Raw genomic sequence first — 14377 nt, forward strand, 5'->3', positions numbered from 1 at the left:
TCGCGGCGACCCGCGTTTCATCGCTCTGCGCCGCCAAGCGCTAGACGAGTTATCTCCATAAACGACCCGAGTGCTTTTGGATTTGAGAGAGATATCTCGTGGCTTACACGGATGAACAGATCGCTCCGAATGTCGTCAATGCCGCGAGGCCGGCTGCCGCACAGACGCGGATAGATTTTCCTAACATCGGGGGCGTGGTTTGGCGTGTGGTCCAGGCATTCATTGTCCCGGGCATAATCTTGGCCATCTGGGCCGAGAATTCGCATTACGGCTGGATTTCGCCAAGGATCTTGCCGCCGCCATCCGCCATTGTGAATACGTTCGAAGCCATGATCGCGAATGGCGATATCGGTAGCAATCTCGGCATCAGCCTTCTGCGGGTCCTCGAAGGCTTTCTTTTCGGCGCGACCTTGGGGCTGGCCCTTGGAATCGCGATGGGACTGTCGGACGCTGTCGAAGCGTGGATAGGGCCGCTATTCCGCTTCGTCACGCAAATTCCCACGCTGGTCTGGATTCCTTTACTTATGCAACTGCTCGGCATCGACGAAGCGCTTGAAGCTTGTTGTGATGGCGAAAGCCTGTTCGATCCCGATCACCATGACGACTTCCGAAGGCATTCGGAATATTCCGCAAAAATACCTGGAAGTTGGTCGGGTCTTGGCGTTGCCGCGGCATCTTCTATTGCGGAAAATCATTCTTCCGGGAGCATTGCCGTCGATCTTCACCGGGCTGCGGCAAGGCATCGCTCACGTCTGGATATCGCTTGTCATCGTTGAAATGATGGCCTCGACGAACGGCATTGGCTATTTGATGTCGTGGGCGCGTACTCTTTTCCAACTCGATGAAGTGATCGTCTGCATCGTGCTGATTGGTGTCATCGGATTCACGTTGGACTTCAGCCTGCGCCGCGTGGAGCTCCGGCTTCTGCGTTGGCGCGGAGGGCCCGCGTGATGGGCGCGAACAAAAAAAATGGGGCGCGGCGATGGCGGGGCGCGATTCTTCCGCTTTTGCTTCTTGCCCTTTGGTGGGCTTCGGCTCAATTCGATTGGGTAAGTTCTTCCATCTTGGTCACGCCGGTGCGGATGCTTTCCGTTTTGGCTGATCCAGCACTTCGAGACGCGCTATTTGGCGGCATGGAGGCCAGCGCCGTCCGGCTATTCGAAGGCGCGATATTGGGCATCACGATCGGAACTGTTGTCGGTTTTACGCTCGCGCTTTCTGGTTTGGCAGACCGTCTTTTCGGACCGAGCCTAAACACGGTTCGTCAGATCGCAATGTTCGCCTGGATTCCCCTTTTGACCGCTTGGGTTGGAAACGGTGATCTCGGGAAGGTCGCTTTTATTGCCTTCGGATCTTTCTTTCCCGTCGCTATGGGAATTTGCGAAGGGGTCAAAGCCGTCCCGCCGCAATTGAAGGAAGTGGGCCGGGTCTATTGTCTAAGCCCCTGGCTCCTTTTCCGCAGGATCATCCTTCCCGCCGCAACGCCGGCCATCGTCACATCCTTGCAGCTATCGCTTTTGCTCGCGTGGATATGCACGATTGGCGCCGAATATCTGATGGGCGGAATGGCGCAGGGGATCGGAACGTTTGTCATGATGGGAGAAGATCAAGTCAGGCCAGATATCATCTTGCTCGGCGTCAGCGTCATTGCGGCATCCGGTTTTGCATTCAACAAATTTGTTCGCTCGACGTCCCGTTATCTTTTGCGCTGGCGTCAGGCATAGACCTCGCCAGATCGTTCCTCTCAACTGAATCGTTGAGCAACATCCCGTACTGACGACGGAAACGCTGAGTCGAGTCAGCCAAGGAAATTTGAAGACCATTTATCTATAAAAAAGGTAGAGAATATGGATATTAAACGCTATCCTCTGCACGAATTCAAATCGATACGTGAAAGGCAAGCCATGACGTCAGCTTTGGCGCCGCAGTTGAACTTCTTTCCCGTCGGCGGCGAAGCCGCGGCTGCAGAAAATGATGGTGCGCATTCGCTTCTGAGATCGCACGCGTTTCGCCCTGCTTACCTCGCGCAGGGTGGGGCGATTCTGGTTTATGCACTTGCGCTTGCGGGCTTGTGCTATCTGGCGAAGCCGAAGCCGGTGCCGCAGGATCAGCCGATCGAACTGACCATGGTGGAGGATGATGCGCCGGCGCCGCTCGATACGCCGGACACGGCGCCGACCCCGCCTGCGACATCCGAACAGACGCCGACCCCACCTGACGCACCGCCTGTCACAGATCCGACTCCTCCCGAGCAGACGGCGCTGGCGACGCCCGACACGCCGCCGCCGGACCCGGATCTGCCGCCCCCGCCCCGTTGATCAACAGGAGACGGTTGCCCCCGTTGCGCCGCCGCCACCCCCGCCCGCCGCGGTCAAACATCGTCAAAGGCCGCAGGCTGTCGCGGCGCGCACGGCAAGCTCGCGTCATACAGCGGCGGCTCCGGCCGCTGCGAGCGGTGGCTCCAGTGCCGCACCTTCCTATTATGCCAACGAGGTTCACGCGCGCATTGCCAGCGTCGCCAGCGACACCGCGCCGGACGGTTTCAGCGGCAGCGGGCGCGTTTCCTACCGTATCGTGATCGGCCCCTCGGGCGAGCTCATTTCGAAAAGCATCACGCCATCAGGAAACGTGCTTTTCGACCGGGCCGCGGCGGAGGCTTTGGCGCGTGCCGCGCCATTCCCGCCGAGCGGCATGGCGCGGCCCGTGTCCCTCCATGGGGCCATCGCCTTCAGTCAGTGACATCTTCAACGAAGGAAGCTTTTTATGTCAGATCCTGTCAGTGCGCCGGTGGCCTCCGTCGCCGCCAGCCTTTCGCCAATCGATTTGTTTCTCCACGCCGACCGATCGTCAAAGGCGTCATCATCCTGTTGGTTCTGGCTTCGGCCTGGGGCTGGGCGATCATCGTCGACAAGCTCATCCGGCTCAGCGTGCTGAACCGGCGGGCCACAAAACTCATCGCCAGCGTCAAGTCCGGCCTTCCGGTGTCGACGATCGCCGAAAGCTTCGTCGGCGCTTCGGAAAAGGATCCTTTCGTTGCGGTCTACCATGCGATGGTCGAGGAGAACCGGCGTTCGGCCGACCTCATCCACACCGAGGCCCAAACGGATAGCTTGCAGGATCGCGTACACCGCGTCGCCCAACTCGCCAGTTTGGGTGCGCTTGAGCATTTGCAGAACCGGCTTCCCAATCTCGCGACGATCGGCGCCGTCGCCCCCTTTGTCGGTCTCTTCGGAACCGTGTGGGGCATCATGAACTCGTTCCAGGGCATCGCCAGTTCCAACAATACAAGCCTTTCGGTCGTGGCGCCTGGCATCGCCGAGGCCCTGTTTGCGACGGCGCTGGGGCTGGCCGCGGCTATTCCGGCGGTCGTTTTCTATAATCGCATCAGCACGGACATCGGCGCCTACGCGAAGAAGCTGAACACGTTTATCGGCGTGTTCGAGGTCGAGCTCTCGCGCCAGCTTTCCAGGAGAGGAGATCGCAATGGCCTTCGCGTTGCGTAAACACGACGAGGATTTCGGCCCGGGCGCCGATGAGCGATATGAACGTCACGCCGCTGGTCGACGTGATGCTCGTTCTTCTCATCGTGTTCATGGTCGCAGCACCGCTGATGGCACAAGGCGTGCCGATCAATTTGCCCAAGGTGCAGACCAAGCCGCTCAGCGATCAGAAGCCGCCGATCGGCGTCAGCGTCGATGCGGCGGGACAATATTACGTCGATACAAAGCCGGTCGCCGCGCAGCAACTCGTCCCGACGCTCGACAGCGAGGATCCGTCAAAGGATCGCCGTATCCATGTGCGCGCCGATGCGAACCTGCCTTACGGGAAAGTGGTCGAAGTCATGGGCCTGATCAACAGCGCCGGCTTCAGCAAGGTCGCCCTCGTCTCCCAGCAGCCAGGCGCAGCCGCACCACCCTCGCCAGCCACACCGGCGCCAGCACCAGCGGCGACGCCTGTTGTCGCGACGCCGAAGCCTTGAAAGGTTTGCAGATGTCCGGAGCCCTGACAATCCCGCCGAAGGTCGTCGTCTTCAGCGCCAATACGCATCGCCCCTCGAAGGCACGATTCCTCGCGACGGCAATCGTGGAAGAGGTGACGGTGATCACGCCGCTCGACGTTCGTTTCTTTGACTTGGCTGACGCCGGGCCGGGCGTCGGTGCTTTTACGCGGGCCGAGCTTCCGCCGCAGGCGCTGGAAATCGTCGAGGCGATCGAGAGTGCCGACGCACTCATCGTTTCCGCCCCGGTGCACAAGGGCTCATATCCGGGACTCTTCAAGCATCTCATCGACTTCGTCGATCTGACGACCTTGATTAACAAGCCTGTACTGCTCGCCGCCAAGGGCGGTGGCACGCGTCACGCCTTGGTTATCGAGCATCAGTTGCGGCCGTTGTTCGGCTTCTTTTTGGCGATGACTGTTCCGACCGCCGTGTATGCCAGTGACGCCGATTTTAGCGACCATGTAATTGTCGATCCCGTCCTTAAAGAGCGAATTCGAATTGCCGCGTCGCAATTCGCAGTTCTCCTCAAGACGTACGAACGTCATTTCGTGACTGCAGCAGTGTAATTAGAAATTACCGGCGGGGCATGTGAACAAGCAATCGAAGCAAAACCTCAAGAGATTTGCACGCTGGTTTATCAACAAAGTAGGGCTGGATGTTACCCTTGCAGAATTGCAGCAAACGGGAACAGTGGATCTCAGGGCGCTGCCTCACGTTCTGCCGCGTATTCTGAAGCTTTCCGGACGCCACAGGGCGCGATTGACGCTCGCGATCATTTCGACCCTCGGTGCGACAATTGTCACGCTCGTAATTCCTCACCTGCTTGGCGTCGCCGTGGACCAGGCGCATACGCTATTGAGCGTCGGTGCCGGATCTTACGCGAACGCACGGCACGCACTTTGGGTTACGGCGGCGTTCCTGATTGCGGCTGCAACAGGGCGTGGCCTGCTCACGATGATATCGAGTTACCAATGCGAGTGGATTGGCCAGAAGATCGCCTACGATTTGCGGCTCGCATTTTTCGAAAAGCTACAGAGACTGAGCTTTGAATATCACGATTCCGTTCACTCCGGCGATCTGATTACCCGCGGCATGCTCGATCTCGAGGGCATGCGCATGTTTATCGAAAACGGAGTCCAGAAAGCGTTGACGCTAGGGCTTTTGCTCGTCGTGGGCGCCTATCTGATGTTTCGCACGGACCCAGTCCTCGCGGCCTTGGCTTTCAGCTTTGTGCCTTTTGTCAGCTGGCGCGCCGTGCGGACAGGTTTGTTTCTCAGGCTGACGTGGACCAGACTCCAGCAGCGCATGTCAATTTTAACGCGCACCATCGAGGAAAATCTGCAGGGCGTTCGCGTGGTCCGTGCCTTTGCGGCCGAGCCCTACGAGCTCGATAAGTTCGACGAATCTGCCAATGACGCGCTCGAAATGTCCAATCATCGCATCGTGGTGAGAACGCGCGCTGTCAGCTCGATGACTTTTGCCTTTTATCTCGCGATGGGACTTGTGCTCTGGATCGGCGGCCATCGCGTCATCCAGGGGCGCATTTCGGTCGGGCATTTGACCCAGTTTCTGACCTTCATGACCATTCTGCAGATGCCCGTCAGGCAAATTATTATGATCATCAATACCGCCGCACGCGCCGTCGCGTCCGGAAGCCGGCTTTTCGAAATATTGGATCGTGAGCCGTCGATCCGAGACGGGCGCGATGCGTCGGATCTCAGCATTACGAACGGCGTTCTGAAATTCGAGGGCGTAGGTTTCGCGTATGAGAACAGTCACGGCGTCGCGCTCAGCGATGTCACCTTCGAGCTTCGGCCGGGGCGCGTTCTAGGAATTGTGGGCGCTCCTGGTTCCGGTAAATCGACGCTCGTCCATCTCATACCGCGTTTTTACGATGTCACCGAAGGTCGCGTCACGATTGATGGGCATGATATCCGAGATGTGACGTTGAAATCCTTGCGCAGCGCCGTCAGCCTCGTGCCGCAGGATGTGTTCCTCTTCGCCTCGAGCATCGGTGACAATATCTCTTACGCAGATCCCGCAGCCGAAGGGCCGCATCTCATCGAATCGTCATCGATTGCGGACATCCATAATTACGTGGAGTCTCTGCCGCAAAACTATGCGACGATCTTGGGCGAACGAGGTGTCGGGCTGTCGGGTGGCCAGCGACAGCGCATGTCTATCGCGCGCAGCCTTGTCCCGCGTCCAACCTTCCTCATCTTTGACGATGCGACATCAGCGATCGACGCGGCGACTGAGCAGCATGTCCGCGATGCGTTGCAAAAATTCACGGATCGGCAAGCCGTCGTCATCGTTTCGCATCGCATAGGATCGCTTCGGCACGCGGACGAGATATTGGTGTTGGACGACGGTCGTATCATCGAACGTGGAACGCATCGATCGCTTCTGGCTGCGAACGGCCGTTATGCGACGCTTTACAATATGCAGTCGGAGGCGGCGGCAGACGCACAGAGCGCATCCGCGATCTACGAGCGGGAGGCATCGTGAGCGCGTTCGACATAGGCGGCCGCGGAGGCGGCGGTATTCCCAATCACGGCGAGTTGGGTGAAGAGATTTTTGCGGCCTTCAACCCCCGCATCGTGCGTCGGTTCCTCGGCTTCGTGAAGCCTTATCGGTGGCAGGTGCTGCGCGTGCTCGCCGCGGTCATGATTTTTGTCGGGACGCAGGTCTCGATTCCATTGGCCATACGCAGCGCCGTCGATGACGCCCTAGGGCGAAGCGGACATGTTCCTTATGATTTTATCATGTTGGGCTTTCTGGTGCTGGTGATTGTCAACGCGGTATCAAGTTTTTTTCAGGAACGGAGCGCCGCCATCCTGGCGCAACGGGTTATCTTCGATCTTCGCCGCGCGATGTTCGTCCATCTCCAACATGTGCCGATGTCATTTTATGACCGGACTCATGCCGGGCGGGTCATGTCGCGTATTCAAGGCGACGTGAATTCTTTGCAGGAGTTTCTCGAAACGTCCGTGCAATCGATCGGCGATAGCTTCCTCCTTGTCGGTATTACAATTGTCCTCATCGCCATGGATTGGCGACTTGCGCTCCTGACGCTGACCTCGGTGCCGGTTCTGGTAGCTATCCGGGCGGTTTGGCTGCCGTGGGCGAAGAAAGCGTTTCGTCTGGCGCGCGACGCGTCTTCGATCGTCAATGCGACGCTGGCCGAAAACATTGCTGGTGTTCGGACAGTGCAGGAAGCGCAACGTGAGGTATACAACCTCGCGCATTTTCAAGAGCGAGCCCAATACAGCTTTCGTGCGCAAATACGATCGGCTTGGGCAGCGCAGATCATGATTCCGACGGTCGATATCTTGACGGGTATTGCGCAGGCTATTGTCGTCATCGTCGGCGGCGCGTCTGTGATGTCGGGGCATCTTGCACTCGGCGTCATGATTGCGTTCATCTTTTATGTGCAGAGATTCTTCGATCCCATCCGCACGCTGTCGCTTCAATACACTGTTTTGCAGCGCGCGATGGCTGCGGGTCACCGAATTTTCGAGGTTCTTGATGTCCCAACCGAAGCAACGGACACGCCGAATGCGGTGACGCTGGCTGACTTCACGCCGTCCGTTGAATTGCGGAATGTGACTTTCGGTTACAAGGCCGGCGCGCCGATCCTGCATAATCTGTCTCTTAAGGTCGAACCGTGCCAGGTCGTTGCACTCGTTGGCCAGACAGGATCCGGCAAGACAAGTGTCACAGCGCTGGTGCATCGGTTTTACGATGTGTGGTCTGGCGCGGTGCTGGTTGGCGGCCATAATGTCAAAGATATAACGCGGGACTCGCTCGGCCGTGCCGTCGCGATGGTCTTGCAGGAACCATTCCTGTTCTCGGGCTCGATCTTCGAGAACATCCGCTATAGCAGCGTGTGGGCGACGCGCGACGATGTCGTGGCGGCCGCGCAGGCCGTTTGTGCGCATGAGTTTATCATGAAGCTGCCAGAAGGTTACGACACGAACCTCGGGCAGCGAGGACAGAATCTATCGATCGGTCAGAGACAACTTCTCAGTTTTGCACGGGCCCTCGTTGCGGATCCGAAAATACTCATCCTCGATGAAGCGACGGCGAGCATCGATAGTTTCACAGAACAAAGCATTCAAGCAGCGCTACGCGTACTGTTGAAGGGCCGAACAAGTATCGTCATCGCGCATCGCCTGGCGACGGTGCGCGATGCCGACAATATTATCGTCCTGCGGAATGGCGCCATCGCGGAGCAGGGGGATCATGAGAGCCTGCTGCGGCAGGGCGGTCTCTACGCCGGTCTCTGGCAGAGAAATTACGCCTCATTCGACGATCAAATCTTCGGTGCACTTGATGTCGGGAATAGGTAGTGGACGCAAGGACGGTATGATCGACAGGTTGTGATTGCGAGCCCTTACCAGTGTGGAAGGCAAGTTAAGCGATTTTTGTTGGAGATGGCATGCGCATTTTTCGTGAGCTTCGAGACTTGAGCGATGCGCCACGCGGCGCTTCGCTGGTTCTCGGCAGTTTCGACGGCGTTCACCGCGGTCATGCGGCGCTCATTGCCGCCGCGCGCGCGCGTAGAAATCCGGTCGGCGTCGTGACTTTCACGCCGCACCCGCGCCTTCTGACACAGCCTCGACAGGCGCCCCTTTCTTCTGACGCTCGCAGAACAGAAATATTCCGCTCTACGCGCGCTGGGTGCGGACTTTTGTGTCGAACTGCCGTTTACGCGCGAATTTGCATCTATCTCGGCTGAAGACTTTGTCTCTGCGATTCTGGCTGGCCGCCTCCGTGCCGGCCATGTCGTTTGTGGCTATAACTTTCGCTTCGGCGCCGCGCGGAAAGGTGACGTCGCATTGCTCAAGCACCTCGGCGCACAACTCGGTTTCTCCGTGGGGAACGTCGGTCCCGTGCTAGGGGACGATGGAGAAGCCTATTCATCAACCCGCATCCGCAATTGCCTTCGATCTGGTGACATCGCCGGCGCCACAGCTGTCCTTGGGCGGCCATGGACGATCGAAGTGCGTTTTCAAAGAGAGCCACATGCGCGTTATGCGCGCGGCTATTTTAAATTCGGCGAATATCTGAAGCCATTACCCGCGCACTACAATGTGCGGGTGCGGTCGGAAAATGACATTCTTGTCGATGCACGTCTCATCGTCTCGCAACAGACTCATATTGGGTGGCTCGAATTGCCGATACACTCTTCGCGGCAATGGGAAGGGAATATAGAACTCGAGTTGATCGAGTTAATCAGGCCGGTCTTCGTCCGGGATTGGCGCAGCGAAACCGACGTCGAAAGGACTTGTTACATCTGACGCGTCTTTGCGCCGCCGGGCGCGGCTGTCGAATCTGTCGTGCAGGCGACGGTTAGTTGTCGTGGCCTCTTTCGTCGCCCAAGCGCGTGTAGGACATCACCAGATAAAGCACGGCTTCATTCTTTCCGCGGTTCGCATAGCGATGCGGAACGTCGGCTTCGAAGACGATAGCGTCGCCTTTTCGTAAGGTCTCCGACGGTTCTTTGCCGGATGTTATCTCGACCGTCCCGCGCGTCACGACGAGGCATTCGACGGTTCCAGGAACATGAGCGACGGCGTCCTCGGTATGTCCGGGCGCAATCCGCAATTCATAGAATTCGACCAGCCTCTCGCTGTTGTAGGGAAAGAGCGCGCGCGATGTGAATTGCCCGTCGCTCGACGACAAGACAGCCGTGTCGGCGGACCGAAGAACAAACGTGCCGCGTCCTTCGCGGGAAGAGATCAGGCTGCCAAAAGGAACACCAAAGACGTTGGCGATTTTCCAGATCAGGCTGATGGTGGGGACGACTTCGCCGTCGTAAATGCGCGACAGGCTATTCCGGCAGATGCCCAAGAAGTCCGACAGTTTGTCGAGCGAAATCCGTTCCCGCGCCATCAGGCGGCGGAGGCGCTCTCCGAGGATCGTCGAAAAATGACGAAGAGGCTCATCTCGATTTGCGGGTAATCCGACCCCGAGCACACTTCTGCTATTCCCGCCCGCCACGTCTGTTACCCCACAATCTATAATGACTATAGACTATAAAGAAAGATGCCTTTAGGTCAAGGACGACGCGCGCGTTCCCAAAGCCGCTCTGCTTCACGCGCGTTGCGGCCTTTCAGCGACATAATGGTCGTCCGATCAAGAATGAGCGCCATTGAATCGCGGACATCAATCATGAGGTCGCGAATCTGGCAGGCGTTCTCGTCCGGACAATCGCGACATGGGCGGTAGGCCGTGCGGCTCGCACAAGCTATAGGAGCCAAAGATCCATCGAGAATGCGAATTATCTGGCCGACCGTGATTTTGTCGGCTGGTCTAGCGAGATGATAACCGCCGCCCTTGCCGCGCCGACTCGTGAGAATTCCCGCATTGCGCAACTCGACGAGAATGGCATCGAGAAATTTGCGCGGAATATTGTTCTCCGTGGCGATCTCTTCCGCGAGACACGGGCCGTCATAGGTCGCAAGATGCATGAGCGCCTTGAGGCCGTATTTTGCTTTGCTTGTGAGCATCGAGACGAGCGGGACCCGGCGTTAATCCTTTATGCCTAGTCGATTTTCAGAAAGAGAGCAATTTTCTCTTTGCCGTGCTCCCTCGATGCAATTCTTCCCGCGCCGCAAAAAAAGATGCGGAAAAGATCGAGACCGATGACCTTGGAGTCGTTTCGGAAAAACGAATGTTATCTAGATATATCTTGAATTTAGTTATATCGTGATATACATCAACTAAGATGAGACACAGAGACAAGGAGGGCCCGGGCCATCATTTCGCATCCCCGGGCGATCCATCGAACCTTCATCATCACCACCGTCATCATGGTGGCCTTCACCGGCACGGCGGCCGTGGCCGACTCTTCGACTATGGCGAACTGCGCCTCCTCCTCCTGGCGATGATCGCCGAGCGCCCGCGCCACGGGTATGAGGTTATCAAGGCAATCGAGGAGCGATTCGGGGGCAGCTATATCCCGAGTCCCGGCGTGATTTATCCCACGCTCGCGTGGCTCGACGACATGGGTTACGCCGCGATCGATGCTGTGGAGTCAGGCCGCAAGCTCTATCGCCTCACCGCCGAAGGCGAGGCCTTCCTCGTTGCCAATCGCGCGGCCGCCGACGAGTTGCAATCGCGCCTGCGCCCGGAGGGTGGCGGCCCGGCTGCCGCTCCGGCGCCAATCGTGCGGGCCGTGGAGAACCTGAAGCTCGCCCTTCGCCTGCGCCTCAAACGTGGGACGATCGACCAGGCCGCCGCGGAAAGTATCGCGGCCGCGCTCGATGCGGCGGCGCAAACCGTGGAGCGCAGTTGACTCGCGGCTGCGGTCAATAATTCGACGACACCTCACACGACAGGATTTACGCATGGACGAGAAGATCGCCGCAGTGCTCGATGCCTATCACGCGTTGATCCGCGAAGAACGCGATAAGCCGTGGACGACGGAAGATAATGGCCAGGATCGTCGCCTGCGTGCCGTCGGGCCTGACACCGGACAGGTCATCAACATTCTGGCTAAAAGCCTCAAGGCGCCGACCATCCTGGAACTTGGTACTTCCTTCGGCTATTCCGGCATCTGGCTGGCGGAGGCTGCGCGGGTAAGTGGTGGCCGGCTGATCACGATGGAACTGCACGATTACAAGTCCGCCTTCGCGCGCGACATGGCGATCAAGGCGGGGCTGGTCGATTATATCGACTTCCGGGTTGGCGAGGCCGTGCAGATGATCGGTGATCTGCAGACCGATGTGGACTTCGTTCTCGTCGATCTCTGGAAAGACCTCTATGCCCCGTGCCTTGACGCCTTTTATCCCAAGCTCAATCCGGGCGCGATCCTCGTCGCCGATAACATGATCTATCCGGGCGACGAGGACGTGAAACATTACGGCCGTGCCGTTCGCTCCAAAGCCGGCATCACCAGCGTGCTGCTGCCTGTGGGCTCGGGGATCGAAGTCAGCCGCTTCGAGCCGGCCTGACAGGAAGAATTTTCGGAGTTCGTGATGGCGCATGAAATCACCCGGCATCGGCTGGAGCCGAAGCGTCGAAGCCTGACCGTCAAGGAGAAAAGCCGGATCACGCCCGGCATGATCCGCATTCTGTTCGCGGGAAACGACCTCGCAGATTTCGCGAGTTTGGCCCCGGACGATCACGTGAAGCTGTTCATTCCGTCGCAAGCAGGCCAAGGCGAGCGGCGTGACTACACGCCACGACGTTACGATCCAGTGGCGCACACATTGACTATCGATTTCGCGATGCATGACGCAGGTCCGGCGACGCGTTGGGCGATCGAGGCCGAACCAGGCGATCGGATCGAGATCGGCGGCCCGCGCGGTTCAACCGTGGTGTCGCCGACGTTCGACTGGTGGCTTCTGATCGGCGATGAGACCGCGCTGCCCGCGATCGGGCGCCGCATTGAGGAAATGACAGAGAGCACGCGCATCATCAGTGTCGTGTCGGTCGCGGCTCAGGTGGAGGAACAAACCTTTGCCACCCGCGCGCACTATGAGACTGTCTGGGTTCACCGGCCGCTTGATCGCGCCAACGATCCTGCCCCGCTGCTTTCGGCGCTCCGGACGCTTTCGCTTCCGGAGGGAGATGGTTTTGTCTGGATCGCGGCCGAGGCATCCGTCGCGCGTGCCGCGCGCGATTACCTTGTCAATTCATGTGGCCATCCGCTCGTTTGGATGAAGGCAGCCGGCTATTGGCGTAAGGGTGTCGCCGATGCCCATGACAAGTTGGCCGACCGATCGCCGGGCAGATAGGGAACCGACAAAATCCTGGGGGGACGGGTCCCTCAGCTAGCGTAAGAACAGTCGGTAGGCATCATTCGCGGTTTCATCCTCAAAGGGATAACCGAGCGAGGCAAGACGGTCATCGAAGCGGGCGCGGTCACCTGGTGCCACTTGAATACCCACTAGAACGCGACCGTAATCGGCGCCATGATTGCGGTAATGAAACAATGTAATGTTCCAGTCTGCGCCGACCCCATTCAGGAATTGGAGCAGGGCGCCCGGTCGCTCGGGAAACTCGAAACGCAGAATTAGTTCGTCGGCAAGCGCAGGTGCGCGCCCGCCTACCATGTAGCGGACATGCAGCTTGGCTGTTTCATCGGCGCTGATGTCGAGTACGCCATAGCCAAGCTTTTCAAGTTGCGCGATGATCGCCGCCTTCTCGTGCGTTGCATCGGTCAACTTCAGGCCGACAAAGACATGCGCTTGGCTACCGCCAGCATAACGATAGTTGAATTCGGTAACGGTGTGGCTGCCCAGCACCTGGACGAACCGCCGATAGCTACCGGATTCTTCCGGAATGGTGACCGCGAGCAGGATCTCGCGTGCCTCACCGACTTCAGCCCGCTCGGCAACATGGCGGAGCCGGTCGAAATTCATGTTGGCACCGCTATTAATGGCGACGAGCGCGCCGGAGCGCCGCGGGTTGGTCAGCGCATAAGCCTTCAAACCGGCGAGGGAAAGAGCGCCAGCCGGCTCTGCCAGTACGCGTATGTCTTCGAAAGTATCCTTGATAGCGGCGCAGATTGCGTCGGTATCGGCGAGGATGACATCGTCGAGAAGTTTTCGGCAGAGGCGGAAAGTTTCTTCCCCAGCCTGACGGACGGCGACGCCATCTGCGAATAGACCAACGCGATCAAGAACAACACGTTTGCCTGCTGAAATTGCCGCTTTCATGGAGGCGGCATCGACAGGTTCGACGCCGATCACCTTCGTCTCCGGCCGGAGGAATTTGACATAGGATGCGATGCCGGCCGCGAGGCCGCCGCCGCCGATGGGGACGAAGATCGCCTCGATCGGGTCTGGATGCTGATGCAGTATTTCCACACCGATAGTCCCCTGGCCGGCGATGACATCGCCGTCGTCGTAGGGGTGGACAAAGGTCAGTCCATGTTTGCTTTCCAGCGCCAGGGCATGATCGTAAGCCTCGTCGAACGTATCGCCGCGCAACACGACCTTGCCGCCCCAATAGCGCACAGCGTCGATTTTGATCGTCGGCGTCGTTACTGGCATGACGATGGTGGCCGCGATCCCGAGCTTGTTGGCCGACAGCGCCACGCCCTGCGCATGATTGCCGGCCGATGCGCAGATGACGCCCGCGGCTTTCGCCGCGTCTGAAAGCCGAACGATGCGGTTGTAGGCACCGCGAATCTTAAATGAAAAGATCGGCTGAAGGTCTTCACGCTTCAGGAAGATCGAGGAGCTGAGGCGGTGCGCTAGTCGCACCATCGGGTCAAGAGGTGTCCGCACCGCGACATCATAGACGCGGGCATCGAGAATTCTGCGGACGTAATCGGTCAATCGGCACCCGTTTATTTTCTGACCGCTCGGCTCGCGTCGCCTGACGATTCGAGGTTGAGGAAGGCCGGTCTCCTATGTGAAG

16 protein-coding genes are annotated in these 14377 nt (G+C 58.6%); 12 read left to right on the forward strand and 4 right to left on the reverse strand.

Going from position 1 to position 14377, the window contains the following annotated elements:
• Positions 1 to 98: 98 nt before the first annotated feature.
• The 8 genes from WDN02_RS07495 to WDN02_RS07530 all read left to right on the forward strand — a co-directional run bounded on the left by WDN02_RS07495 (position 99) and on the right by WDN02_RS07530 (position 8352).
• Positions 99 to 776, forward strand: coding sequence for a hypothetical protein (locus WDN02_RS07495; RefSeq protein ID WP_337292891.1), 678 nt, complete (start codon positions 99 to 101; stop codon positions 774 to 776).
• A gap of 318 nt (positions 777 to 1094) precedes the next feature.
• Positions 1095 to 1724, forward strand: coding sequence for an ABC transporter permease subunit (locus WDN02_RS07500; RefSeq protein ID WP_337292892.1), 630 nt, complete (start codon positions 1095 to 1097; stop codon positions 1722 to 1724).
• A gap of 180 nt (positions 1725 to 1904) precedes the next feature.
• A complete protein-coding gene (locus WDN02_RS07505; RefSeq protein WP_337292893.1) occupies positions 1905 to 2318 on the forward strand; it encodes a hypothetical protein in 414 nt (137 codons plus the stop codon).
• Between the two features lie 549 nt (positions 2319 to 2867).
• The gene (locus WDN02_RS07510; protein WP_337292894.1) at positions 2868 to 3503 is read left to right on the forward strand and encodes a MotA/TolQ/ExbB proton channel family protein; all 636 of its coding nucleotides are present in this window, start codon (positions 2868 to 2870) and stop codon (positions 3501 to 3503) included.
• Between the two features lie 29 nt (positions 3504 to 3532).
• Positions 3533 to 3979: a biopolymer transporter ExbD gene (locus WDN02_RS07515; protein WP_337292895.1), complete on the forward strand. Its 447-nt coding sequence runs from the start codon at positions 3533 to 3535 to the stop codon at positions 3977 to 3979.
• An 11-nt stretch (positions 3980 to 3990) separates the two neighbouring features.
• Positions 3991 to 4566, forward strand: a complete 576-nt coding sequence (gene msuE, locus WDN02_RS07520; RefSeq protein ID WP_337292896.1) for an FMN reductase — start codon at positions 3991 to 3993, stop codon at positions 4564 to 4566.
• Between the two features lie 22 nt (positions 4567 to 4588).
• On the forward strand, positions 4589 to 6508 hold the full coding sequence (locus tag WDN02_RS07525; RefSeq protein ID WP_337292897.1) for an ABC transporter ATP-binding protein: 1920 nt from the start codon (positions 4589 to 4591) through the stop codon (positions 6506 to 6508).
• A complete protein-coding gene (locus tag WDN02_RS07530; protein ID WP_337292898.1) occupies positions 6505 to 8352 on the forward strand; it encodes an ABC transporter ATP-binding protein in 1848 nt (615 codons plus the stop codon). The genes WDN02_RS07525 and WDN02_RS07530 overlap by 4 nt, the downstream gene beginning before the upstream one ends.
• Positions 8353 to 8396: 44 nt before the next feature.
• On the opposite strand, the gene WDN02_RS07535 is transcribed toward WDN02_RS07530, so the two are convergent.
• Entirely contained in the window at positions 8397 to 8600 is a 204-nt protein-coding gene (locus WDN02_RS07535) for a hypothetical protein (RefSeq protein WP_337292899.1), read from the reverse strand.
• A 406-nt stretch (positions 8601 to 9006) separates the two neighbouring features.
• Here WDN02_RS07535 and WDN02_RS07540 point away from each other — a divergent pair, with 406 nt between their 5' ends.
• A complete protein-coding gene (locus WDN02_RS07540) occupies positions 9007 to 9303 on the forward strand; it encodes a hypothetical protein (RefSeq protein WP_337292900.1) in 297 nt (98 codons plus the stop codon).
• Between the two features lie 52 nt (positions 9304 to 9355).
• On the opposite strand, the gene WDN02_RS07545 is transcribed toward WDN02_RS07540, so the two are convergent.
• Positions 9356 to 9982: an XRE family transcriptional regulator gene (locus WDN02_RS07545; RefSeq protein ID WP_337292901.1), complete on the reverse strand. Its 627-nt coding sequence runs from the start codon at positions 9980 to 9982 to the stop codon at positions 9356 to 9358.
• 80 nt (positions 9983 to 10062) lie between these two features.
• Entirely contained in the window at positions 10063 to 10515 is a 453-nt protein-coding gene (locus WDN02_RS07550) for an Rrf2 family transcriptional regulator (RefSeq protein ID WP_337292902.1), read from the reverse strand.
• 218 nt (positions 10516 to 10733) lie between these two features.
• Here WDN02_RS07550 and WDN02_RS07555 point away from each other — a divergent pair, with 218 nt between their 5' ends.
• From WDN02_RS07555 to WDN02_RS07565, 3 genes are read left to right on the forward strand one after another with little or no spacing between them, the layout of a single operon-like run.
• Positions 10734 to 11303 carry a PadR family transcriptional regulator gene (locus tag WDN02_RS07555; protein ID WP_337292903.1) on the forward strand — a complete coding sequence of 190 codons (570 nt, stop codon included), beginning with the start codon at positions 10734 to 10736 and terminating at the stop codon, positions 11301 to 11303.
• A gap of 52 nt (positions 11304 to 11355) precedes the next feature.
• Entirely contained in the window at positions 11356 to 11961 is a 606-nt protein-coding gene (locus WDN02_RS07560; protein WP_337292904.1) for a class I SAM-dependent methyltransferase, read from the forward strand.
• A gap of 24 nt (positions 11962 to 11985) precedes the next feature.
• Entirely contained in the window at positions 11986 to 12747 is a 762-nt protein-coding gene (locus WDN02_RS07565) for a siderophore-interacting protein (protein WP_337292905.1), read from the forward strand.
• Between the two features lie 36 nt (positions 12748 to 12783).
• On the opposite strand, the gene ilvA is transcribed toward WDN02_RS07565, so the two are convergent.
• Positions 12784 to 14295, reverse strand: coding sequence for a threonine ammonia-lyase, biosynthetic (ilvA, locus tag WDN02_RS07570; protein ID WP_337292906.1), 1512 nt, complete (start codon positions 14293 to 14295; stop codon positions 12784 to 12786).
• Between the last annotated feature and the right edge of the window lie 82 nt (positions 14296 to 14377).

Origin of the sequence: Methylovirgula sp. (assembly GCF_037200945.1) — a bacterium.
Classification (GTDB): Bacteria; Pseudomonadota; Alphaproteobacteria; order Rhizobiales; family Beijerinckiaceae; genus Methylovirgula.

Bases quoted from the DNA above. Each gene is read 5' to 3' on its own strand.
- WDN02_RS07560 (WP_337292904.1), top strand. From the start codon at position 11,356: ATGGACGAGAAGATCGCCGCAGTGCTCGATGCCTATCACGCGTTGATC.
- WDN02_RS07515 (WP_337292895.1), top strand. From the start codon at position 3,533: ATGAGCGATATGAACGTCACGCCGCTGGTCGACGTGATGCTCGTTCTT.
- WDN02_RS07555 (WP_337292903.1), top strand. From the start codon at position 10,734: ATGAGACACAGAGACAAGGAGGGCCCGGGCCATCATTTCGCATCCCCG.
- WDN02_RS07505 (WP_337292893.1), top strand. From the start codon at position 1,905: ATGACGTCAGCTTTGGCGCCGCAGTTGAACTTCTTTCCCGTCGGCGGC.
- msuE (WP_337292896.1), top strand. From the start codon at position 3,991: ATGTCCGGAGCCCTGACAATCCCGCCGAAGGTCGTCGTCTTCAGCGCC.
- WDN02_RS07565 (WP_337292905.1), top strand. From the start codon at position 11,986: ATGGCGCATGAAATCACCCGGCATCGGCTGGAGCCGAAGCGTCGAAGC.
- WDN02_RS07550 (WP_337292902.1), bottom strand. From the start codon at position 10,515: ATGCTCACAAGCAAAGCAAAATACGGCCTCAAGGCGCTCATGCATCTT.